Below are 23,580 nucleotides of genomic sequence, written 5' to 3'. Positions count from 1 at the left end.
TTTTCTCCTTGAAGGGGCGTCGCCGCTTGGCGACGCCCTGCTCATTGGCCCTGCACGGACCAGCGATACCTGGCCAGCTCGGGGTTCAATTCAGTACCGGCGAACACGTTGGCGAAGTTGCACAGGGTCGCCAGGCTGATGCCCAGGATCACTTCCAGGGCATTGCCTTCGCTGTATCCTGCGGCCTTGAATTCGGCATAGCGCTGGTCGCTGACCTTGCCCCGGGTAGCGATGACTTCCCGGGCGAACGCCGCCAGGACCTCCAGCCGAGCTTCAGGCAAGGTGCTCTGCTCACGCAGGGCGCTGACCACCGGATCAGCGAGTTTGGCCTTGTTCAGGGCGACAGCGGTATGACCTGCGACACAGAAATCGCAACCATGGGTGGTGGCGGCAATCAACTGCACCACTTCACGCTCGGCCAGGCTCAGTTCGGACTTGGCATTGAGCCCCGAGACCGTGACATAGGTTTCCAGGGCAGCCGGGGCATTGGCCAGGATGCCCAGCAGGTTAGGGATGAAGCCGGAATTCTTCTGGGCGTTTTCCAGGAAAGGCCGGGCCGCTTCTGGAGCGCTGGACAAGGTGTGTAGAGTGACGCGGGACATGGAGTGGACTCCTGTGGTGAAGGTGTGCGCCAAGTCTGTTGGTTATAAGAATTCCGATCCATATTCTAAAGTAGCGATTACTTGCTCCTGAGTGTTTCCCTTAGATGATTTCGTCGAGCCCCCTGGTTGATTGGTTATTAGAAGGACTGGAACTGGACGCCAGCCTGTTCCACGTCGGGCGCTACTGCGGTGGCTGGCACGCCAGCACCCAGGGCCTGGCCCGGGCCAGCTTCCACTTGATCGTGCAAGGTCATTGCTGGCTGCATGTGGACGGCGTATCCCAGGCCGTGCGCCTGGACGCGGGCGACGCCGTGTTCCTGCTGCAGGACCTGGATTACCGGCTGTCCAGCGCACAGCAGGCCTCCCAGGCACAACAGTTGCCGCGCACCGCCATGGGCGCCCTGGACCTGGGCGCCCAGGACGGGGTCGGACTGGTCTGTGGGTTCTTCCACTTCAAGTCGGGACTGTCGTCATTGATCATCGACGGCCTGCCCGGCTGGATCGTCCTGCGCGCTGGCGACCCGTCGCTGTCAGCAGCCAGGGCCCTGTTCCAGTTGATTCTCGAGGAGTGCCAGCGGGGCCCGGCCCCCTCGAGCACGTTGCTGGAACGCCTGAGCCACCTGTTGTTCCTGTATGTACTGCGCCAGCAGGTCAACCATAACCAGGACCTCGGGGGCCTGGTGGCCCTGGCCCGGCACCCGGCCTTCGCCCCCTTGCTGGAGCAATTGATCCAGCAACCCGGGCAGCCCTGGCCCCTGGAAACCATGGCGGCCCTGACCGGGCTCTCGCGATCGGCATTTTTCAAGCGCTTCAACGAACTGGCCGGGCAGTCGCCGGGGCAGGTGCTACTGGCCCTGCGCATGCGCCATGCCTGCCAGCTGCTCAAGGCCAACCAGACCGTGGAGCAAGCGGCCGCCGCCGTGGGCTACCAATCCATAGCGGCCTTCACCCGGGCGTTCACCAAAGCCGTGGGCCTGCAACCGGGGGCCTATCGCAAGCAGCATGAGGGGCGCTGAACCCGCCATCAGCAACCTGTCGGGCAGGCCACCTTCCGCGGCTGGCGCAAAGCCAGGGCGCAACACAAGGCCGCCGCCAGGGTGATCCCTGCCAAAATCTGCAGCAGATGGGCAAATCCCTGGCTGTAGAGCTGTGCCATGGCCGCTGGCGATACCCGCTCGGCCAGCGCCTGGACCCTCTGCATATCGCCCATGGCCAGGGCATTGGCGACCCGTCCCAGGGCGACATCCCCCATGTCCTGGTGGCCAGCAAGCCCCGCCAATTCGCTGGCGAGCAGGGCCTTGAGCAAAGCCAGGCCCGCCGCCACGCAGATCGCCTCGCCGCAGGCGCGCATCGTGGTAAAGATCCCCGTGGCCATGCCCGCCCGCTCCACGGGCACCACACTGACCGACAGATCGTCCATCAGTCCCCATGGCAGTCCGGTACCGATGCCGATCACCAGCAGCGGCCAAAGCAACGCCGCGCTCGGCTGCCCCACAGGGACCAGGCTCAACCAGAACAGGCCGAGTGCGGCAATCACCAGGCCCAGGCACGCCAGGCCAGCGGCGCTGTACCAACGCACCAGCCAGCCTGCGGCAAACGGCACGATGGCCATCGGGGCCGACAAGGCAATCATCATCGCCCCGGCCCGCCAGGGTCCCAGCCCTTCGATGCCAATCAGGCGCAACGGCAAGAGAATCAACAGCACGATGAAACAGATCGCCGTCGCCACCGGCAGCAACTGGATGCCAACGAAGCGCCGGAAGCCGAACAGGCTCAGGTCCAGCATTGGCCGCCGGTGCCGCTGCTCCACCCGCACGAACCCCCAGAGACAAGCTGCAGCCCCACCCAGCAACCCCAGGACTGGCAAGCTGCCCAGGCCATCCTCGGGGACTTGCATGATGGCGAACGTCAGACACACCAGGAAAGCACTGAAGGTCAGGCCCCCCAGCTTATCCAGGGCCTGGGCCTCGGGATCGCGGGTCTCCTGCATGCGCGGTACACCAAGGATCAGCACGGCAGCACCGATGATTGCTCCCAGCAGGAAGATCGCCCACCACCCCACCTGTTGCACCAGGGCTCCGGCGATGACCGGCCCGCTGGCCAGGCCGATGCCAAAGGCACTGCCCAACAGACTGAAGGCACGGGTGCGCGCCCGGCCCTCGAATGCCTGGGCCAGGGCCGCCGCACCACCGGCCATGGCCAAGGCGGCAGCAATGCCCTGCAAGCCACGCAACAGATCGAGCATCCAGACATCACGACAAAAACCGATCAGCAACGAGAACAGGGTGAAGCTGGCCATGCCCAGGCTGAAGATACGCTTGCGGCCATAACGGTCGGCCAGGGTCCCGGCCAGCATCACCGAGCTGCCAAAGCTCAGGGCAAAGGCATTGATCACCCAGGCCAGGGCGGTCGGGCTACCACCCAGGGCCTGTTCGATGGCCGGCAGTGCCATGGCCGGGCCGGTGTACTCCAAGGGCAGGATGAGGCCCGCCGCACAAACGGCGAACAACAGCCAGTAACGGTCGGCAGCAGAGGCAGGACGAGAGCTGGAAGGCATGGTGACAGGCTCGGGATTCAAGGAATCCTCGATGCTATTGCTGCACTTTTCGCATTGACATGACCGCCTGATCAAAAGCAAATTGCATAATGCGCAAAACTCAAGATAACGCCGCCTGGCGTATTTTCTTCCGGGTGGTGGAACGCGGCAGCCTGACCCTGGCGGCCGACGACCTGCACCTGGAGCCCTCCTCCGTCAGCCGCCAGCTCACCGCCCTGGAGCATCGGCTCAATACCCAATTGCTCAATCGCAGTACCCGCAAAGTTAGCCTGACGCCGGCCGGAACCCGGGCTTACGAACACATGCGTCCGTTGCTCGAAGCAATGGACGCCCTGCTAGGCAGCCTCGACCAGAGTGCGACCGAGCTTTCCGGCCGCCTGCGGGTCAGCGCCCCGGTGGCCCTGGGGGAGCATCACGTGAGTACCTGGCTCGCCGACTTCCAGGGCCAGCATCCACAGCTGACCCTGGACCTGGTGCTTTCCGACCGGGTCCTGGACCTGATGGCAGAAGGCATCGACGTGGCCTTGCGCATCGGCCACCTGCCCGCCTCCTCCCTGGTGGCACGTCCCCTGGGGCAACTGTCCCACGGCGTGTATGCCAGCCCGGGCTACCTGCAAAGCCATGGCACCCCGCTCCAGCCTGCGGACCTCCCGGCCCACCGGGCGCTGGTTTACTCATGGATGACCGAACACAACCCGACGCAGCTCACATTCAAGCGTCAGGCAGAAGTGACGAAGGTCGAACTCGATGCGCGTTTCTTTCTCAACAACCTCGGTGCCATTCACCGCGCCCTGCTTGCCGGCGCCGGGCTGCACGCAGGCCCGGATTGGCTGCTGGGTCCATCGGCCAGGCGCGGCGAGCTGGTGCGCCTGCTACCCCAATGGCAGTTGCCGACGCTGCCGGTGAACCTGGTGCGCCTGCACAATCGCTTCGTTCCGCAGCGGATCAGCGCCCTGTGCGATTGGTTGGACCACTGCTGGCAGCAACTGCCGGATGTCCACTGATCGCCTGCGCCCTCGGGCTCAGCGTCGATGGGCCAGGGACCGTACCAGGCGATCGCCAACCGACTGGACGCATTGGACCAGCACGACCAGCACCACCACGGTGGCGAACATCACCTGGTTGTTGAAGCGCTGGTAGCCATAACGAATCGCCAAGTCCCCCAGGCCGCCGCCCCCGATGACCCCAGCCATGGAGGAGAAGCCGATCAGCAGCACCAGGGTCAGGGTCAGCCCCGCCAGGAGGGTCGGCAGCGCCTCGGGCAACAAGGCCTTGAAGATCACATGGCCGATGTGTCCTCCCATCGCCAGCACCGACTCCACCCGGCCCTTGTCCACTTCCTCCAGGGCGTTCTCGACGATCCGGGCAAAGAACGGAAACGCCCCGATGGTGATTGGCACCACGGCAGCCGTACTGCCCAGGGTGGTGCCCACCACCATCCGCGTCAGGGGAATCAGGGCGATCAGCAGCACCACGAAAGGCAAGGAGCGCCCCAGGTTGACCAGGGCACCCAGCAGGCGATTGAGCCGCACCATTGGCAGCAAACCTTGCGGACGGCTGACGAATAGCAGCACCCCCAGTGGCAAGCCGATCAACGCGGTGAACAGCGCCGCCAGCAGCACCATGTACAGGGTTTCGCCCGTGGCCGTCAGCAGCAGCTGCGCCAGCTCTTGCCAATCGAGGCCGCGGTTCACAGGCGCTCACTCCGAATGCCCCGCTGAACCAATGCGCTCAACAGGTGATTGAAGCGACTGGCGTCGGAACCTGCGGCACCGACCCGCAGGCGCCCTATCCGCCGGCCGGCCACGGACTCGACACCCGCTGCCAGGACCCGGAGCGGCACGGCCTGCTGGCCACTGAGTTGCTCGAACAAGGGCGCGGCGCGCTGGTCGTCGAAAAAGGTCAGTTCGGCCTGGAGCTGATCGCCGGTAACCGGCAGGTTGTAACCCGGCAACAGCGCCCGCCCAAGCACGGACTGCGGGTCCGCCAGCAGCGACCCGATCGGCCCGCACTCCACCAACCGCCCCTGGTCCAGCGAAGCAGCATGGGTGCAGATCGAGCGCACCACGTCCAGCTCATGGGTGATCAGCACAATGGTCAACCCTAGCTCTCGGTTGATTCGAGCCAGCAGCTGCAGGATCGAGGTGGTGGTTTCCGGGTCCAGGGCGCTGGTGGCTTCGTCCGACAGCAGATAACGCGGGCCAACGGCCAGGGCCCGGGCAATGCCCACGCGCTGTTTCTGCCCCCCGGACAGTTGCGAGGGAAAAGCCTGGGCCTTGTCTTCCAGCCCCACCAGTTCGAGCAGCTCCAGCACCCGGTTGCGGCGCTGCTCGCGGGCCAGGCCGGCGATTTCCAACGGCACCGCGACATTGTCCAGCACCGTGCGCGAATGCAGCAGGTTGAAACCCTGGAAGATCATGCCGATCCCTTGGCGCTGGCGACGCAGCTCAGCCCCGGACAAGCGTCCCAGGTCTCGTCCATCGACCAGCACCCGTCCACTGCTGGGACGCTCCAGCAGGTTCAGGCAGCGCAGCAGGGTCGACTTGCCCGCGCCACTGCGCCCCAGGATGCCGTAGATCGAACCCTCGGGAATGCTCAGCGAGACCTGCTGCAACGCTGGCGCCTGGCCTTCGCCGTACACCTTGCTGACCTGTTCGACCTGGATCATGGCTGCAGCTCCGTGACCGGGATGACCGAGCCGGAATAGGTCTGGGCAATGAACCTGGCCACGTCGGGCGAATTGAGATCCTTGGCCAAGCGGCGAATGCGCGGATCATCCTGGAGCCCGGGGGTGGTCACCAGGATGTTGGCGTAGGGGTTGTGTTCGGCCTTCTCCAATCCCAGGGCATCCTTGGCCGGCACCAGCCCGGCCTCCAGGGCGTAGTTGCCGTTGATCACCGCCAAGTCCACATCCTCGAGGGCCCTGGGGATCTGTGGCGACTCCACTTCCAGGATCTTCAGTTGCCGGGGGTTCTCGGCGATGTCCCTGGGCGTGGCCTGGTCGCGCGCCGGGTCATTGAAGCCCGGCTTGAGACGGATCAATCGATAGTCCTGCAACAGGTACAAGGCACGGCTGAGATTGGTGACGTTGTTGGGCACCGCCACCGTGCCGCCCTGGGGGACCTGCTCGAGCCCCGGGTGGCGGTGTGAATAGATCCCCAGGGGTTCGATATGCACGCTGGCGACTACCGCGAACGGCTGCCCCAGGGCTTGTTCCTGGGACTTGAGGTATGGCAGGTGCTGGAAGTAGTTGGCGTCCACGTCACCGTGGGCCAGCAACTCATTGGAGTTCACACCGTTGGGGATCTCGATGACCTTCAGCTCCAGCTGCGGATCGAGCTTTTGCACATAAGCCAGGATCTGGGCGTGCGGCACCGGGTCGGCGGCCACCCGCAGCGGCTGGGCAACGGCGGTCGCCAGCAACGACCCTGAACTGGCCAACAGGGCCAGGGCGAGCAGGTTCTTCTTCAGCATTGGCTAGGTCCTTGTGATCAACGGATTGGCTCAGGCACCCAGCGCGTCGGGCACCAGCACATCGGCATAGAAGCGTCGGGCCACATCAGGATGGGAACGCAAGCGCCCCTTGAGGTAGTTCCAACCGACATCGCGGAACAACGGGTTATCAGGATCGCTGGCAGGCCCGCGGGCCTCGCGCTGCAGGGTTTCGGGCAACGGGTACAACGGCACTCGGGCATCCAGCCGGGCTCCCAGGAAAAACGCGATGGACAGGCGCTCGCGATCCGCTGGCGGCGATAGCACCCTATGCACCGTGGCCCGCAGGTAGCCGTGGGTGGCCAATTCCAGAAGCTCCCCGATGTTGACCACCAGGGTGCCCTCCCGGGGTGGCGCATCGATCCAGCGTCCTTCTTGTACTTCCACTTGCAGGCCATCCTGGTGGTCCTGCAGCAGGAAACTCAGGAATCCGGAATCCTTGTGGGCCCCGACTCCCTGGTTGCCCTGTCCCGGAGCCTGGCCCGGGTAGCGAATCAGCTTGATGTGTTCGTTGGGGCTTTCACCGTACAGCCCATCGAAAGCCTGTTCCGGCAGCGCCAGGGCCTGGGCGAATGCCCTGAGCAAGCGCAGGGACATGCCGGTCATCGCCTGCTGCCACTCCAACAGCAATGGCTTGAGTTGCGGTAGCTGTCTCGGCCATTGATTGGGCCCTTGCAGGCGAGCCCAGGGCGGACTTTGCGGGTCCCGGGCCTGGACCTGGCGCTCGGCGCCGAGATCGAACTGCTCACGCAGGTCCGGCCGGCCACGGGTGATTTCCGAAGCGGCACGGGTGTAGCCACGAAAGTGCGGCGAGTGGATCATGTCCACCGCTGCTTTATCGGCCTCGGACAAGGCGAAGAAGGCCCGGGCCTGCGCCTGTACCTGGCTCAGCAGGCGGCTGTCGATGCCATGCCCGGTGAGGTAGAAAAAACCAACGTCCCGCGCGGCCTGGCGCAAGTCATCGAGAAAGGCCTGGCGGCGCTCCCGGGGAGCATCCAGCTGGGCCAGGTCCAGGACCGGCAAGGCGGTGATATCGAGCGAAGGCGGCATGTTCCACTCCCCTGTGAATGACCACGTCCAAAGGCACCGCCTCAGAGCTTGGCGATGGAGACCTCGGTGGACTTGACGAAGGCGATGACCTCACTGCCGACCTTGAGCTCCAGGTCCAGCACCGATCGGGTGGTGATCACTGAGGTGACAATGCCCGAGGCGGTCTGCACGTCGATTTCCGAGACCACCTGGCCCTGGTGGATCTCCTTGATCACACCCTTGAACTGATTGCGTACGTTGATCGCTTGAATGGTCATGCTGGAACTTCCCTTGTTGAGAGCGGACTCAGGACTTGAGCGGCTGGTGCTAAACATGCACCTTCGGCAAAAGCCTTCAAAGGAATAAATAATTAGTATTTTATTCTTTTTGGAAATATAAAATGCCAGGCTGGATTTCTCGGTCTTCCCTGCCAGGGTCCCGGAATGCCGTCTTGACCATTGCCAATCGCTTTGCTTTTCTGTGGCCCTCGCCCACCCGCTTGCCAACGACACCAGGAGGTAGCCATGCGCAAATTGCCGCTCGCGGATAGACAAGTCCCGGTCATTGGCCAGGGCACCTGGCGCATGGGCGAGGATCGCGGACGACGCCAACAGGAAATCGCCGCGCTACGCATGGGTATCGACTTGGGGATGACCCTCATCGATACCGCCGAAATGTATGGCGAAGGCGGCGCCGAAGAAGTCGTCGGCCAGGCCATCAGCGGCCGGCGCGATGAAGTATTCCTGGTCAGCAAGGCCTACCCCCACAACGCCAGCGCCAAGGGCCTGACCCTGGCCTGCGAGCGCAGCCTGAAACGCCTGGGTTGCGAGGTCATCGACCTGTATCTGCTGCATTGGCGCGGCCAGCATCCTCTGGCCGAGACCGTCGAGGCCTTCGAGCGCCTGCGCCAGGACGGCAAGATTCGCCGTTGGGGGGTCTCCAACTTCGATGTGATGGACCTGGATGAGCTCGGCACACCGGCCTGCGCCAGCAACCAGGTGCTGTACAACCTGGAGTCCCGGGGGATCGAGTTCGACTTGTTGCCCATCTGCCAGCAGTTACGGATGCCGATCATGGCTTACTGTCCGATCGGCCAGGGCGGCGCCCTGCTCGCCGAGCCGGCCCTGCAGCAAGTGGCCCAGCGGCACGGGGTGACAACGGCCCAGGTGGCCCTGGCCTGGCTGCTGCGCCAGGAAGGCGTACTGGTCATCCCCAAGGCCGTGCATCCCGAGCATGTCCGACTCAACGCCCAGGCCTGCGAGCTACAGTTGCAGGCAGAGGACTTGCAAACCCTGGACCTGGCCTTCCCCGCCCCCCGACGCAAGCAGCACCTGGAAATGGTCTGACCTCCTGCCGGCCCTGGCCAGGGGGTATTGCAGACACTCTGGCCAGTGACACACATGAGCCGTAGCTGTCACTTTTAACAAAACTACTTTGTACCCGACAATTTGAGAATTGTCTGATCCCTGTCTGGCATACCCCCCATTTACAGTGGCGGGCATGAGATTAAAAAGCTATCTGCATCAGATCAATCCACTATTTTCCTCCCCTGAAGCAGTTCGCAGGCTGCTACGTATCGTTGCGCTGGTTTTCCTGATCGGGCTGCTGGGCGCGGTCTACAACTTCATGCGCTCCACCCTCAACAACGAGCTTTCCCAGCGACGCAGCTACATGAGTAGCGCCATTGCCGAGGCCCAGACCTTCTTCACCTCCCGCGAGGCCTTGCTGGAAAGCCTGAGCCTGTCGGCCGTGCACAAGCCTCAGGCAGCCACCGGTTTCGACTCCACCGAAGAAGTCCACCTGAAGCTGGGATCACCAGAAGAAGACCATTGGGGCGTATGGCTCACCCGGCGCATGCGCGACTACCTCAAGAGCAAACAGTTGACGCTGCTCTACGTCCACCCTGGACAAAAACCCGAAGTGCAGTACCTGTTCAACCCGCGCCCCGAAACCTCTCATCTACCGCTGTCGTTACTCGCCAGGCTGACCGCCTTGAAGCCTGGGCAGACACCCCCGGGTGAAGAGGTATGGTTGATGGACCAGACCTCGATCTCTGCCAACCTGTACATTTTCACCCGCCTGGACGAACGCTTCGCCGACTCGGGTTGGTTGGGTCTGGAAATGGACGGCGCCAGCGTTTCTGATGCCCTCAGGAACCGCAGTGCAGGCGAGTTCATGATGTTCAACTCCCTGGGCGGTGTGCTTCTGGGCAGCTCCTCCAGCGCGCCACTGGCCGAGGCCATACGGCAGGTCCAGGGCGATAGTTTCTTCGGCGTCCTGGGTGGCGACTGGTGGTCCGAACACTTGGTGATGCGCAAGCAGCTAGGTTCCTCGGGTTGGCAACTGGTCTATTTCTTCGAGCTGCGAACCCTGCTCGAGAACCTGCTGCCGCAACTGATCGCTGCCGTGCTCATCAGCCTGTTCGGCATGGCACTGATCTGGCTGCTGACCCACTGGATAGAGATGCGCGTGCTCGCCCCAGCCATGCACCGGATCCAGGCCCTTATCGAAAGCGAGGCATTCAGCCGCGACGTGATCCAGATCGCCCCGGTAGCCCTTTGTGTCCTGCGCCGCAGCGATGGCCGGCTGGTACTGGAAAACACCCTGTCCCAACAGTGGCTGGGCAACAGCAGCGAACGCGAGCAATTGTGTCCCGGCTGGATCGAGCAAGCCTTCGATCCAGGACGCGCAAACAGCACCGACTACTTTGAAACCGCAGACGGGCGCCACCTCTATCTCAGCTCGGCGCCCACCCGCTACAAGGGCGAAGACGTGTTGTTCTGTGCTTTCAGCGATATCAGTGCGCGCAAGCAAATCGAGGCGACCCTGGAGGAAGCCCGGCGCCTGGCCGACATCGCCAACGAAGCCAAGACCTTGTTCCTGGCGACCATGAGCCATGAGATCCGTACGCCCCTGTACGGAGTCCTCGGCACCCTGGAGCTGCTCTCCCGCACCCCGCTGGACAACCAGCAAAAAGACTACCTGCGGGCCATCGAGGGCTCTTCCGGGACCCTGTTGCAGTTGATCTGCGACGTGCTCGATGTCTCCAAGATCGAAGCCGGACAATTGGCCCTGGAGCTCAGCGAATTCAACGCCCTGGACCTGGTGCACGAGATCGTCCAGGGCTACGCAGCCGCCGCCCAGGCCAAGGGCCTGCAACTCTATGCGTGCATCGATCCACAGTTGCCGGAGTTGCTGGTCGGGGATGTCACGCGGATCCGCCAGATCCTCAGCAATCTGCTGAACAACGCGGTGAAGTTCACCGACTCCGGACGTATCGTCCTGCGCGTTCGGGTCAATCGCCACGAAGACGAGCACGACAGCATCGTCTGGCAGGTTTCCGACACTGGCCGTGGTATCGCCCAGGGCGACCAGGCGTTGATCTTCCAGCCGTTCTACCAGTCCGAGGGCAATACCAACGTCATCGCCGGTACCGGACTGGGGCTTTCGATCTGCCAACGCCTGACCCAGCTGATGAATGGCAACATCCGTACGGTCAGCGAGTTGGGGTTGGGCAGTAGCTTCACCCTGACCCTGCCGCTGGAAACTCCCACCACGCCACCCCGCCCCCCGACTATCGGCGCCTTGCTGCCACAGATCATCTATGTCGTGTCGCCAGTACGCGAGCTGGCCGAGTCGGTGGCCGGGTGGTTGCGACGCTGGGGCGCTCGGGCCCAGCCTTGCTCGCCCAACGTGGTCGGCATCAATCGCGACACGCTGCTCATCGAATTGCACCCGGGCCCGTTGGAGCGCCGGCTGGAGCCCGACTGGCCAGGCCCACTGGTGCTTGCCAGTGGCGACGGCCACCAGGAGACCCGGAGCCAGGATGGTATCTGGCAAGTCAACTGCAACAATCTGCGCGCCCTCCACCAGGCAGTCGGCCAGGCCCAGGGCCTATGGTCGAAACCGGGCCAGGAACACCCCGACAGCCGCGAACTCAAGCCGCTTCACCTGCATGTGCTGGTAGCCGAGGACAACCTGATCAATCAACTGATCCTCAAGGACCAACTGGAAGAACTCGGTTGCAGCGTAGAGTTGGCACGCAACGGTGAAGAGGCCCTCGCCATCTGGAAAAGCGGCCACTTCGACCTGGTCCTGACCGATGTGAACATGCCCAAGATCAATGGCTATGAACTGGCCAGGGAACTACGCCGGCGGGACGCTGCGATTCCGATCATCGGCGCCACCGCCAACGCCATGCGCGGTGAAGAGGAGAAGTGCGCCGAAGCCGGGATGAACCACTGCCTGGTCAAGCCCTTCGCCCTGAGGGCCTTGTTCAACTATTTGTCGATTTATGCACGAACCGCCCGTGACGCCCCGGGCCTCGCCGACCAGAACCCAACATGACCGACACCGCCTTCGACTGCGTTCCTGGCAAAGGGCGAGCAAAGGCAGCGACCCTGGATAAACCCTCCGGCAGCCACGTCCGAACCTGGCGCCGAATGACCTGCCGCCATCCCGGGTGACGCCACAAGGATGCAGGGCCGGTGGCTCAATGTCCTTTCGCCCTTTACCTGTAGCGCTAGATGCCTTGTTGAAATTGAAGCCGCGATACCTGAGCCCACAAACCTGCTTGGTGAATGAGTGATGAATGACAGCGCAGCCCTCTTGAAAAGCCCGGCTCGCAAGCCATTGTGCGTGTACCCCGTGCTGCTGGCGCCACTGAGCCTGGCACTGCTGCTGGGGACTATGTACTGGACAGTGGCTCGGTCGATCGATGAGCAATCCGGCAACATCAGGTTTCATTTCACCCGGCTGATGGAACACATCCAGGAGCAGGAACTGTTTCTCAGGCGAGTAGCCGCTTATGACCCGATCGACTTGTCGGGCAGAAATACCGGCGACTTGCATGAGCTCAGCCATTTACTGGTGCAATCCCGGGACTGCGAAAACTGGAACATTCCACGCTCGCCGGCAACGTCTCTCGCCCTCGATCCGGCGCTGCGCCAGATACCTCGTATCTTCGCCCTCGGCTTGCAGCTCTCGAGCCTCTACCAGGCCTTCTGGTCCTCATCACGCAACCAGACACCGCGAGCGTTTATGTTCAACTCGTGCGGTAACCTCGATATCGCCGCCTTGGCCACACAAAATGACCGCAACGGCTCTGGACATGTGGCCTCGCTGGCGATGCTGGAGTTGGGCCAGGCAACCCTGGAGAAGGGGTGGCCTGCGAGCCACCAGGTGCGCTGGCGACAATACCCCGGTTCCCAGGCGCTGGGTTTGCGCCCAGGCATGCTGGCCTACATCAATTTGCATATGGGCTCCGCTCAGCGCCCTTTCTCTGCAAATCAAGGCGAGACACGAGTCGCCTCGTTGTTGGAGCTCGATGACATCCAGAACGTCGAACGCCTCAAGGATTCGACAGCCTACGACGCACTCACCCTGGTCGATCCCGCGGGTAACATCCTGGTCGGCTCTGGAGAACCGACCGAGTCCTTGCACGAGGGCCTGAACCTTGGCTGGCAAGGCATGACCCTGAAGCTCACCAGTCACACCCCCGCTCTCTGGACCGGTTTCTACAACATCAGCTACCGGGAGCTCTACAGCCAAGCGTTGTGGGCCCTGGCCAGCCTGCTTGGCCTGATGGCCGGAGCCGTGGCCTGTGGCTGGAGTGCCAGTCGCTGGTATCGCGCCTGGGAACAGGCACCTCACCCCCTGGCGCAACAGAGCGTTACTGACAGTGAAGCCTTCAACCGCACGGTCATCGAAACCTCGCCCACGGGCCTGTGCGTGCTGCGTCGGGAAGACTTCAAGGTCCTGCTGGAAAATCCCCTGGCCCGGCAGCAGGCCATTACCAGTGACCTGCTGGCACTGCTGGAGCAGGACCCACAGTGCATCGACGGCACGGAATCGTGCCTGATGATCGAAGGGCGGTACCTGCAAGTCAGGTTCGCCGCCACACGCTACCAGGACCAGGAGGCGGTGCTCTGCGTTTTCAATGACATCACCTGGCAAATCGAAAGTGCCCAGGCCCTGGAGCAAGCAAGGAGCTCGGCGGATGCCGCCAATCAAGCCAAGGCCCTGTTCGTGGCCACCATGAGCCATGAGATCCGTACGCCCTTGTACGGCGTGCTCGGCACCCTGGAGCTGTTCGGCCTGACAGCGCTGGACCCACGCCAGGCCGACTACCTGCAAACCATCCAGCGTTCCTCGAGTGACCTGCTGCAATTGATCAGCAACGTCCTGGACCTCTCCAGGATCGAATCAGGGCAGATGAAGATAGAACCGGTGGAGTTCTGTCCCCTGGATCTGTTGGAGGACCTCCTGCGCACCCATGCAGCCCTCGCCGAACATCACGGGATACTGCTTTATGGATGCATCGACCCTGGCCTGCCCGCGCTGCTGCAGGGCGACGCCGAACGGATCCGCCAGATTCTCGGCAACCTGCTGGACAATGCACTGAAGTTCACCGACAGCGGCCGGGTGGTGCTGCGGGCCAGGGTATTGGAACTGGACGAGCAGCAAGCCAGCATCGAATGGCAAGTCACCGATACCGGCATCGGCATCTCGACGGAGCAACAGAAGCATCTGTTCGATCCGTTCTATCAAGTGCGCGACACCTCGACACAGGCTGGGGCCGGCCTGGGCCTGGCGATCTCCCGCCACCTCTGCGCCCTGATGGAGGGACACATGCAGGTAACCAGCGAACCCGGCCTGGGCAGCAGTTTTTCCATGCGCCTGCGGCTACCGCGCCTGGCAGGCGCCTTACCCGGCCTCCAGTCATTCCCCGATGGGCCGCCCGTGTATGTCCGGGCGCCGATACCCGAGTTGCTCAAGAACACCTGCGAATGGCTCGAGCGCCTGGGCATCCAGGCCTCTGCGGTGCCTACTGATTGGGACGAACAACCGCAGCACCCGTTGCTCATCGACATGCTGCCCCGGGACACCCTGGTCTCGTGGCCCGGCCTGTGCATCAGTGCCGTCGGCAATGCGAGCCCGGACGAGCCAAGGACAGTCGATGCCCACGATATTCGTGCCATTGCCCAAGCGGCCTCGCGTTCCCGGCAAGGCCTGCCCCTGCCCAGCGCCCCCCGCCAGCCTGAAGCCCTACGGCCGTTGAACCTGCATGTACTGGTAGCCGAAGACAACCCGGTCAACCAGGCGATCATCCTGGAGCAGCTACACACCCTGGGCTGCCAAGTCACCCAGGCGAGCAATGGCGCACAGGCGCTGGAACATTGGCAACCGCAATTGTTCGACCTGGTGCTGACCGACGTGAACATGCCCGTGATGAACGGCTATGAACTCGCCCGACAGTTACGCGGCCAAGACCCGCAACTGCCCATCATCGGTATCACCGCCAACACCTTGCGTGAAGAAGGCCAGCGCTGCCTGGCGGCGGGCATGAACAGCTGGCTGGTCAAGCCCATCGACCTGCAAGGCTTGTACGAGCAGCTCACGCGACTCTGCCCAGCGGGCGCCGAAAAGCCTTCTCACCCTGCCAGCCCGGCACCTTCGCAGACTGCCAGCCCTTCTGAGGAATTCCTCTGCGGCACGACGCTAGCCACTGGCGAACACATTCAGATTTCACAGCGTATGCGCCCGTTGTTTCTCCAGACCATGGACCAGGACCTGCGACAGCTGGACCGGGCGCTGCATCAAGGTGACCTGCAGGCCGCCGCCGAACGCCTGCACAGCATTGCCGGGGGCCTGGGTGCGGTTCGGGCCAGCACCTTGTCCTGGGCCTGTGCCGAAATGGAATGTCGCCTGTTGGAATCCCCATCGGACCCACAACTGGTGGTACAGACCAGGCAACTGATGCGACAGCTATCCGAACTGCTGTCGCGGCTTGCATGACGACCCGCGGTATGCAGGTCGTTTCTCGACCTGTCATTCTTATTCTCTAACTTGTCTACTACACGAGTGAATTGCTCATGGAAAAGCTCAAAGTCATCATTGCTGACGATCACCCTATCGTGTTGCTCGGAGTCCGTGAGCTGATGGAGCACGACGACCGCTTCGAAATCGTGGGTGAAGCCGTGTGCTCCAGGGACTTGGTCCAGTTGCTGGAAACCCGACATGTAGACCTGGTCATCACCGACTACAACATGCCTGGAAGCTCGCCCTACGGCGACGGCCTGAAGCTGGTGGAGTACATCAAGCGCAACTTCTCGCACCCGCAGATCTTGATCCTGACCGTGATTTCCAACTCATTGATCCTGGCCCGTCTACATGAACTGGGAGTGGTGGGCGTGATCCAGAAGAACCAACTGCAAGAGGAAATCCAGCTCGCCCTGAGGGCCATCGCCCAGAAAAGCGCCCACCGGAATCACACCTCCCTCATCCGCTCGGTACCAGAATCGAATGTGGCGATCGATGAACGTATCTCTACCCTCTCACCCAAGGAGTTCGAGATACTGCGGCTGTTCGTCTCCGGCAAAAGTGTCAGCGACATTGCTCGTACCCAGAATCGCAGCTCGAAGACCATCAGTGCGCAGAAGATATCCGCCATGCGCAAGCTGGACGTGCAAAGTGACCTGGACTTGCTGACCTATTGCATTGGCCGCAACCTCTTCAACTGACCCCTGTCTCTGAAAGGAATCAACCAGCATGAGCTCTACAATGCCCATCACCAGCGACCTGCTGGAACTGCAACGCCTGCAAGGCACCTGGGAGCAGGTCGAAATGGAGGACAGCGGCATACTCAATCCACCTGACGAGCACAGCGCTCCAGGCGCCCAGACCCGGATCGAGGGCCAGAACTTTCGCGTGGTGACGGTAGACGGCCAGCTGTTGCTGGCTGGCAGCTTCACGCTCGACAGCAGCACCGATCCAAAGTCCATTACCTGGGTCGATTCGATCGGGGCCGATGCCGGGCAACCGCTGCCGGCCAGCTATCAGTTGACCGACGATGAGTTCGTGTTCATTGCCGCCGACACTGGCCAGCCACGCCCGACGCGGTTCCAGACTGGCCCCGGCCAGACCCTGCGTCGTTTTGTCAGGGCTCGCCAGGGCCATTGATACTTGCCGCGCAGCCTGGTGCCAGGCAGTAACGCCCCCATAGGGTTCAACACAACGCCGCCGGCCGGCCATCGGCTGTCCTGCGGCGTTGTCTATGGCGCGATGGCCCACCAGCGCGGCAGCAACCGCCGCACCCTGGGCTCGTTGAAACGATCGTCGATGAGCATCAGCACCCCGCTATCGGCCTGGCTGCGAATCACCCGGCCAGCCGCCTGCACCACCTTCTGCAAGCCGGGGTACAGGTACGTGTAGTCATAACCGCAGCCGAACAGTTCGCCCATGCGCTGCTTCATCTGTTCGTTCAATACATTGAGTTGCGGCAGGCCCAGGGTGGCGACAAAGGCACCGATGAGCCTCGAGCCCGGGAGGTCTATGCCTTCACCGAAGGCGCCACCGAGCACCGCAAAACCGATGCCCTGGCCCTCGACCTGGAACTTGCGCAGAAAGTCCTCGCGGGCGGCTTCATCCATGCCTCGTGCCTGCAGCCACAAAGGAATGTGTGGATGTTCCCGGGCCAGTAATTCAGCCACCTGTTGCAGGTAATCGAAGCTGCTGAAGAACGCCAGGTAGTTTCCCGGACATGCCGCGAACTGGCGGGCCATCAGCTCGACAATCGGCCCCAGGGACTGTTGGCGGTGGGCATAGCGCGTGGAGATCCGCTTGACGATATGGACTTCCAACTGCGTGGCCGCGAACGGCGACTCGACATCCACCCACACGCTATCCTCGGGCAGCCCCAGCAGGTCCTGGTAGTAATGCCTTGGATTGAGGGTCGCGGAAAACAGCACCACGCTGCGGGCAGCCTCCATCCGTGGCCGCAGCAGCGCGGCCGGCACCACATTGCGCAGGCTCAGGCATGACAGGCTGCGCCGGGCACTCAAGGTGCGCTTGCTGACATCGAAGATGAATGGCTGCTCATCGAACAACTCCGCCACCCGGGCAAACTGCAACAGCTCGAAGTACCAGCCCTGCAACCCACTTTCCACCCCCTGGGGGTGCTCGGCGAAGTAGTCGCCCAAGGCGGCGATGCACAATCCCAAGGCCTTGAGCCAGGCAGCGGGGATACGTTGGTAGACCTGGTAAGGCACGAGCTGCTCCTTGTGCAGCGCGTTCCACTCCCGGTTCAACCGTTGCAGGGACGACTTCAACGCTTGTGGGGCGCTCTTGCGCACTTGGGCCAGTTGTTGCTGGTCGAGACTGGCGCTGTACATGCCGCGTCCTCGCTCTACCAGGTTGTGGGCCTCGTCCACCAGTACCGCCAGGCGCTCTTGAGCGGCCTGGGCCAGCCCGAACAACAGGGCGCTGGAGTCAAAGTAGTAGTTGTAGTCAGCCACCACCAGGTCACTCCAGCGCGCCATCTCCTGGCTCAGGTAGTAAGGGCAGACCTGGTGCTCCAGCGCCACTTGGCGCAGGGCCTGGCGATCGAGCAGCAGCACCTGGACCGCCGCCTGGCGGGCAGCGGGCAAGCGCTGGTAGAAACCCTTGGCCAGGGGGCAGGATTCGCCATGGCAAGCCTTGTCCAGGTGTTCACAGGCCTTGTCCCGGGCCACCAGCTCCAAAACTCGCAAGGGCAATCCGGGCTGCTGGGCGAACAGCATTCGCGCACCCTCCAGTGCCAACTGCCGCCCCGGGGTCTTGGCCGTGAGGAACAACAGCTTGTCCAGCCGTTGCGGGGCCATGGCCTTGAGCATGGGAAACAGCGTGCCCAGGGTCTTGCCGATACCGGTGGGAGCCTGGGCCAGCAGGCAACGGCCGGTGCTGACCGCCTTGTACACCGACTCGGCCAGGTGCCGCTGGCCGGGGCGAAACTGCCCGTGGGGGAACCGCAGTTCGGCAGTCCCCTGGTCGCGCAGTGCCCGATGTTGCAGTTCCTGTTGCGCCCAACTGAGGAATATTGCGCATTGCTGGTTGAAGAACGCCTGCAACTGCTCGGCACTGTGCTCTTGCACAAAAGCCGTTTCCTCCTCGCTCTGGATATCGAAATACACCAGCGACACCCGGATCGCCGGCAGTTGCAGGCTCTGGCAGAGCAACCAGGCATAGACCCGGGCCTGGGCCCAGTGCAGTTGCCGGTGATTGTCGGGCATGCGCGCCAGGTCGCCGCGGTAGGTCTTGATCTCCTCCAGCAGGTTCTGCTGCGGGTCGTAGCCATCTGCCCGGCCCTTGACCAGCAGCTCGCCATAGCGGCCTTCCACGGGCACTTCGCTTTGGTAATCGGGGCTGCGCCGGGCAGCCACGGTACGGTGTCCGAGCATGCCCTCCTGGGCGCTGGGCGATGGCGTGAAGCGCAGGTCAAGATCACCGCTCTTGGCACTGAACTCGCAAAGCGCCCGCACCGCAACGCGGTAGCTCAAAGACTCGGCTCCTGCCATTGCACGTAGCACACGGCCACCGGCATCCCATGCTCCTGGCAGAAGTCCAGCCAGCGCAATTGGTTGTCCTGCAGGCGATCCCCCGGGCCCTTGACCTCGATCATGCGGTAGGTCCTGTCCTCGGGCCAGAACTGGATCAGGTCCGGCATGCCCGCACGATTGGCCTTGATATCCAGCAACAGGCGCTCGAACCAATGCTTGAGGTGCGCAGCCGGCAGGCAGTCCAGGGCCTGCTCCAGCAGCTCCTCACTCAAGGCGCCCCAGAACACGAAGGGCGATTGCAAGCCCCATTTGCTCGCGAAGCGCTGGCGAATGCTGTCGCGGTAACGACCGTCGTCCAGCTCATCCAGGCAGGCCTGGAACAGCTCGCTGCGGCGCTGGTGGAAGTCCTCGCTCAAGAGATCCACCGGTCCACGCTGGAACGGGTGGAAAAAAGCGCCCGGCAACGGCGCGAAGATCGCCGGCCAGCACAGCAGCCCGAACAGAGAGTTGATCAGGCTGTTCTCCACGTAATGCACCGGTGCATGGGCCTGCTGCAGGTGCGCCTGGACCACCTGCTCCACCGCCAGGCTTTCATCCTCGCGGGGCAGGCACAGGTCCAGTCGCGTTACCTCTGGCCTGCTGGGCCGGGCGACCACCGGCCCTCCCAGCTTGCGCCGCAGCCTGGGCAGCACGCGAGCGAGCTGCTGGGCCTCGGCGGCGCTGTGCGGCGCGGCCCAGGCCTGCTCGGCCAGCGCCAGGGCCGCGGGGTATTCGTCGCTACGCTCCAGCACCCGGATCAGGCGCAAGCGCGCTCCGGGATAGGTGCACTGCTGGTAGATCTGATGGGCCAGGGGCCAGTGCGCCAGGCGCTCGCAATGCTGGCCCAGCAGGAACAGCAACTTGCTGCGGCGCTTGTGCAGCCAGGGGTTGGCACTCTCGAAGGCAACCACCAGCGCCAGTACCTCGGGCAATGGATGTCCGGCTTCGAATGCCTCCTGGCAGCGGTGCAGGTAGATGAAGCCGTCCACATCGTCGCGGCTGCGCAAGCCGCGAGCCTGGGCATCGATCTCGACCTTTTCGTAGCTGTAGATACCCAGGTCCGCCAGCACGAACTCCGACCAATCCTGGTAGAGATTGCCGAAGAACATCAGGCGCAGGCGATCACACAGGGTCATGATCGTCAGGCTGAACAGGCGGTCCCCAAGCCCGGGGCACCATTGGGCAAATGCCCGGGGTTGCGGGTACAACGCCTGCAAGATTTCCCGCCACTGATCCTTGCGTGCCTTGGCCGGCAACGCCTGGGCACTGAAGCACTGCTGGAGCTCGGCCTTTTGCAACAGGCCGAACAATTCGTCCACCGCCAGCGGCGCCTGCTCATCGACCCAGCCCAGCTCCAGCAATGGCGCCAGGGCCCGGGCGCTGTCGCCGATCTCCGGGTAGGCCAGCCTGCTCAAGCGAAAGTGGTGCCCCTTGCGCATCACCATGCGGACCAGCAATGCCTGGGAGGGCTGTTCCAGCACGGAGAAGTCGGCGATGAAGCGTTGCTCCTCGGCGCTCAAGACATCGGCATAGCGCTGGTCCAGCCAGCTCAGCACCTGCTGGAAGTTGTGCAGGTAATACAGGGGGTTCTCGAGAGGGTTGGAAGTCACAGGAAAAAGGCGCCACGGCGGGATGGATACTGGTTATGCGTACAGATAACAGCGAGCACCCCAGCCTGGCAAATAGTATTGGATAAATGGTGGAGAGAAGATTTTTATGGGCGACCAGCGAACTTTCGTCGTCTTCACGACACCAAGGCCCAGGATTATAGTGTCCGATACCGCCCGGATGCCCCATTAGAGATAGAGGTCTGCATGAACATGAAGAAACTGGCCCTGCCCCTGGCCATTGTCGGCACCCTGGCCCTGGCTGGCTGCGCCTCCCCTACGGTGGTCACGCTGCAGAACGGGACTCAGTACCTGACCCGTGACAAACCCAAGACCAAGAGCGCCGATGGCTTCTACGAATTCCAGGACATTTCCGGCAAGACCATCCGGGTCAAGGCGGACGATGTCGCCACGGTCCGCCAGGAAAAATAACACCCGCGCCCGGCTCAGGGCGACCAGGGCAACCCCGCCTGCCCCGGCTCACAAAACACCCCCATGGCCTTGCCACGCCTCACCAGCTCGTCACGCAGTTGTCGACAGCGCGCACGCTCCCTGGCATTGGCGTTGTCGATGCTGATATTGCCGGTGCTCTCCGGGGGCCGGTCGTCTCCCAGGCGTAGCTGCAACGCCGGCTGTTCAGGTTCCAGATGAAAACGTGCGGGGGCCGGAGCCTGGTCCATCGACGACCCCGCCTGCCCGGCCGGCAACTGGTCTGGGCTGACACCGAAACGTTGCAGAATCGAGCCATGAGGCAGCTCCTCGGCCACCGCCGACAACGCCCATAAGGCCAGCAGCAGGCCGCTCACGTACCTCTTGCTGTTACTCACTGTCAACACTCTCCAACTCCTGGAACCGATTGCACCGTTTGTCCTGCGCCTGTAGTAACGCAGCCACGAGGCAACACTTTAGGGGTATTGGAGTCATCACCTGACCAAATGGTCACTCAATTGCAAAAAAACAGCGCGCACCCTGGCCGGGCCCGCGCTGCTCGCCCATCAGGCGATGGTGATCCCGGAACCGTTGAGTTGCGCGAGGCTGACGCCCACCAGGGTCACCGAGTCGGTGCCGAAAGTCAGCACCGTGTCGTTGCCATGGCTGCTGGCGTGGGCCCGATAGTCCTGGTCGGGCCGCACATCGCTCACCCCCATGAACACCAGTTTGTCCCCCCCCTGGTAACCGACGATGCGGTCCTCGCCGAAGTGCCCGGTAAACAGGAACGTATTGTTGCCGCCCCCCGACTCCATCAGGTCGTTACCAGCGCCACCGACAAAAATGTCATTGCCCTTGCCGCCAATCAGGTGGTCGTTGCCATCCAGGCCGAACAGCCAGTCGCCTCCGGCATGGGCCTTGAGCACATTGTCGCCCGCATCGCCGCGCACCGATGAGGCGTACTGGGTCAACTCGCCCCCCGCCTTCAGGCCCTGCTCGGAAATCTGGTGCAGCACGTCGTCCTTGAACAGGCCCCAGAGGAAACCCGGTTCCTTGCTCTGGATCGCGCCAATGTCGCGGGTGATGCTGATCCCGCCATTGGCATCGCGCACATACAGGGTGCCGGCGCCGTCGCTGGCAAAACTGTAGTCGTTCACCGAATGCTGCAGGTCGAGGACATTGCTGCCCTTGCCGCCCAGGATGATGTTGTAGCCACCCGCATCGCGGAAGGTGTCGTTGCCGTCGCGGCCCTCCAGGTAGTCGTTGCCGCTGCCACCCTGGATCAGGTCATTGCCGTCGGTGCCGATGATGAAGGTACTGCCCTTGTGGGCCTGGGCATTGCGATTCAGGTCCTGGACCCAGGTATCGGCCCGGGCCGGATCGGACAGGTTGGCCACCACGATGGTGGAGTCCTTGCTGGTGTACTCGTAGAACTTCGAGTCCAGCACCCGGGTCAGGCCATCGCCATAGCCGGTGGGCAGGTGGGAGATCCAGGTGGAAATCTTGAGGATCGAGAACGGCACCACATTCCACAACGTCGAGGCGTAGTGGTCGTTGAAGTTGACGATGTTATTGGTGGCCGATGCCTGGGGAGTGTCGTGGATATGCAGCGAATCCAGGTTGAATTTCGAGCCGTCCAGGGCACGGAACACCGGGTCGTTCTCATAGCCGATGTTCAGCACCTTGTCGCTGGCGCTCTGGGTCGGCGAGGCGTAGGCGATGTAGTTGGCATCCTTGAAGAAGCCGGACCAGCGTCCGCCACTGAGGTCGGCCAGGCTGTTGACCGCCAGTCCGCCCAGGCTGTGGCCGCTGACCAGGATGTCCTTGCCGGACAGGCCGTTGGCCTGGGCGAATGTCGCGACATCGCCCAACAACCTGCCAAAAGCCTCACCCGCATAGTTCTTGGCATAGTCCTTGGGCCCCAGGGCTGCCAGCAGGTCGCTGATCAGGTCGCCGATGGTGTCGCTGATCAGCGATTCCCGCGGACCGCTGGTACCGCGAAAGGAAATGCCGATGGAGCTCAGGTGCCCCTGGGCATCGTACTTGCCGAGGATTTCCACCTGGGCCGTCTCATAGCCGTTCTTTTCCCCGAAGAACGTGCCGCGTGCGTCCACCTTGCCGGTGTAGCCCAACTGCTGGGCACTGATGGTGGACCAGCCAGCCTTGTTCAACGCGTCCTTGGCGGCCTTTTCCGAATCAGGGTTCCAGGGAATGCCGGGGATCACCCCCTGGGAATCGCTACTGCCGATCAAGGCAGTGATCAGGGTCGCCGGCAGGCCAAGGCCGAAGCCATTGTGCTGGTAGCCCACGGCAAAGCCATTGTCGAGGTTATGGTAGGAATACAGCGTGATGGCCATGGCATCGGTGAACAGCGCCTTGGATTCAGCCGTACTGAGGTTTTTGTAGTCGTAGACACCCATGGTATTGCCTCTCTTTTGTTGGATTTGTCAGAGATAGCGAGTGCCCTGCCGGCCTGTCGCCAGGCTGGCAGGGCTGGTACAACACCTTGC

Annotated in this window: 19 protein-coding genes; 8 read left to right on the top strand and 11 right to left on the bottom strand. The window is 62.9% G+C overall.

Annotated elements, in window-relative coordinates:
• Positions 1-41: 41 nt before the first annotated feature.
• Positions 42-602, bottom strand: coding sequence for a carboxymuconolactone decarboxylase family protein (locus I9018_RS14750; protein WP_068587341.1), 561 nt, complete (start codon positions 600-602; stop codon positions 42-44).
• Positions 603-706: 104 nt separating this feature from the next.
• Here I9018_RS14750 and I9018_RS14745 point away from each other — a divergent pair, with 104 nt between their 5' ends.
• Positions 707-1,618, top strand: coding sequence for an AraC family transcriptional regulator (locus I9018_RS14745; RefSeq protein ID WP_068587339.1), 912 nt, complete (start codon positions 707-709; stop codon positions 1,616-1,618).
• Between the two features lie 8 nt (positions 1,619-1,626).
• On the opposite strand, the gene I9018_RS14740 is transcribed toward I9018_RS14745, so the two are convergent.
• Positions 1,627-3,159, bottom strand: coding sequence for an MFS transporter (locus tag I9018_RS14740; RefSeq protein WP_241109916.1), 1,533 nt, complete (start codon positions 3,157-3,159; stop codon positions 1,627-1,629).
• Positions 3,160-3,248: 89 nt separating this feature from the next.
• On the opposite strand from I9018_RS14740, the gene I9018_RS14735 reads away from it, so the two are divergent.
• Positions 3,249-4,163 carry a LysR family transcriptional regulator gene (locus I9018_RS14735; RefSeq protein WP_241109915.1) on the top strand — a complete coding sequence of 305 codons (915 nt, stop codon included), beginning with the start codon at positions 3,249-3,251 and terminating at the stop codon, positions 4,161-4,163.
• 18 nt (positions 4,164-4,181) lie between these two features.
• On the opposite strand, the gene I9018_RS14730 is transcribed toward I9018_RS14735, so the two are convergent.
• The 5 genes from I9018_RS14730 to I9018_RS14710 are packed head-to-tail and all read right to left on the bottom strand — an operon-like array spanning position 4,182 to position 7,958.
• The gene (locus tag I9018_RS14730; RefSeq protein WP_241109914.1) at positions 4,182-4,853 is read right to left on the bottom strand and encodes a methionine ABC transporter permease; all 672 of its coding nucleotides are present in this window, start codon (positions 4,851-4,853) and stop codon (positions 4,182-4,184) included.
• On the bottom strand, positions 4,850-5,827 hold the full coding sequence (locus I9018_RS14725) for a methionine ABC transporter ATP-binding protein (RefSeq protein ID WP_241109913.1): 978 nt from the start codon (positions 5,825-5,827) through the stop codon (positions 4,850-4,852). Before I9018_RS14725 ends, I9018_RS14730 begins: the two co-directional genes overlap by 4 nt.
• On the bottom strand, positions 5,824-6,633 hold the full coding sequence (locus tag I9018_RS14720) for a MetQ/NlpA family ABC transporter substrate-binding protein (RefSeq protein WP_241109912.1): 810 nt from the start codon (positions 6,631-6,633) through the stop codon (positions 5,824-5,826). The genes I9018_RS14725 and I9018_RS14720 overlap by 4 nt, the downstream gene beginning before the upstream one ends.
• 30 nt (positions 6,634-6,663) lie before the next feature.
• Positions 6,664-7,701, bottom strand: coding sequence for an isopenicillin N synthase family oxygenase (locus I9018_RS14715; RefSeq protein ID WP_241109911.1), 1,038 nt, complete (start codon positions 7,699-7,701; stop codon positions 6,664-6,666).
• A 41-nt stretch (positions 7,702-7,742) separates the two neighbouring features.
• Positions 7,743-7,958: a TOBE domain-containing protein gene (locus tag I9018_RS14710; protein ID WP_068587324.1), complete on the bottom strand. Its 216-nt coding sequence runs from the start codon at positions 7,956-7,958 to the stop codon at positions 7,743-7,745.
• 246 nt (positions 7,959-8,204) lie between these two features.
• Between I9018_RS14710 and I9018_RS14705 the strand changes: the two genes are divergently transcribed.
• The 5 genes from I9018_RS14705 (at position 8,205) to I9018_RS14685 (ending at position 16,641) form a co-directional block, all read left to right on the top strand.
• On the top strand, positions 8,205-9,026 hold the full coding sequence (locus I9018_RS14705) for an aldo/keto reductase (protein WP_241109910.1): 822 nt from the start codon (positions 8,205-8,207) through the stop codon (positions 9,024-9,026).
• Between the two features lie 154 nt (positions 9,027-9,180).
• Positions 9,181-12,027 carry an ATP-binding protein gene (locus tag I9018_RS14700; protein WP_241109909.1) on the top strand — a complete coding sequence of 949 codons (2,847 nt, stop codon included), beginning with the start codon at positions 9,181-9,183 and terminating at the stop codon, positions 12,025-12,027.
• Positions 12,028-12,267: 240 nt separating this feature from the next.
• On the top strand, positions 12,268-15,477 hold the full coding sequence (locus I9018_RS14695) for a hybrid sensor histidine kinase/response regulator (protein WP_241109908.1): 3,210 nt from the start codon (positions 12,268-12,270) through the stop codon (positions 15,475-15,477).
• A 77-nt stretch (positions 15,478-15,554) separates the two neighbouring features.
• Positions 15,555-16,202 (top strand): response regulator, encoded by a 648-nt coding sequence (locus I9018_RS14690; RefSeq protein WP_241109907.1) that lies wholly within the window; start codon positions 15,555-15,557, stop codon positions 16,200-16,202.
• Between the two features lie 28 nt (positions 16,203-16,230).
• On the top strand, positions 16,231-16,641 hold the full coding sequence (locus I9018_RS14685; protein WP_068587312.1) for a TIGR03067 domain-containing protein: 411 nt from the start codon (positions 16,231-16,233) through the stop codon (positions 16,639-16,641).
• 92 nt (positions 16,642-16,733) lie between these two features.
• On the opposite strand, the gene I9018_RS14680 is transcribed toward I9018_RS14685, so the two are convergent.
• Together I9018_RS14680 and I9018_RS14675 are read right to left on the bottom strand one after the other, a co-directional pair.
• Positions 16,734-18,995, bottom strand: a complete 2,262-nt coding sequence (locus tag I9018_RS14680) for an ATP-dependent DNA helicase (RefSeq protein ID WP_241109906.1) — start codon at positions 18,993-18,995, stop codon at positions 16,734-16,736.
• On the bottom strand, positions 18,992-20,644 hold the full coding sequence (locus I9018_RS14675) for a VRR-NUC domain-containing protein (RefSeq protein WP_241109905.1): 1,653 nt from the start codon (positions 20,642-20,644) through the stop codon (positions 18,992-18,994). The genes I9018_RS14680 and I9018_RS14675 overlap by 4 nt, the downstream gene beginning before the upstream one ends.
• Before the next feature lie 204 nt (positions 20,645-20,848).
• Here I9018_RS14675 and I9018_RS14670 point away from each other — a divergent pair, with 204 nt between their 5' ends.
• Entirely contained in the window at positions 20,849-21,073 is a 225-nt protein-coding gene (locus I9018_RS14670) for a YgdI/YgdR family lipoprotein (RefSeq protein WP_068587309.1), read from the top strand.
• Between the two features lie 14 nt (positions 21,074-21,087).
• On the opposite strand, the gene I9018_RS14665 is transcribed toward I9018_RS14670, so the two are convergent.
• Positions 21,088-21,477: a hypothetical protein gene (locus tag I9018_RS14665; RefSeq protein WP_346780102.1), complete on the bottom strand. Its 390-nt coding sequence runs from the start codon at positions 21,475-21,477 to the stop codon at positions 21,088-21,090.
• 159 nt (positions 21,478-21,636) lie between these two features.
• Positions 21,637-23,490 carry a polyurethanase gene (locus I9018_RS14660; RefSeq protein ID WP_241109904.1) on the bottom strand — a complete coding sequence of 618 codons (1,854 nt, stop codon included), beginning with the start codon at positions 23,488-23,490 and terminating at the stop codon, positions 21,637-21,639.
• Positions 23,491-23,580 lie beyond the last annotated feature (90 nt).

Origin of the sequence: Pseudomonas sp. MPFS, assembly GCF_022537035.1 — a bacterium.
Lineage (GTDB): Bacteria > Pseudomonadota > Gammaproteobacteria > Pseudomonadales > Pseudomonadaceae > Aquipseudomonas > Aquipseudomonas sessilinigenes.
The sequence above is the reverse complement of the archived record's forward strand: the minus strand, read 5'-3'. Positions and strand labels throughout refer to the sequence as shown.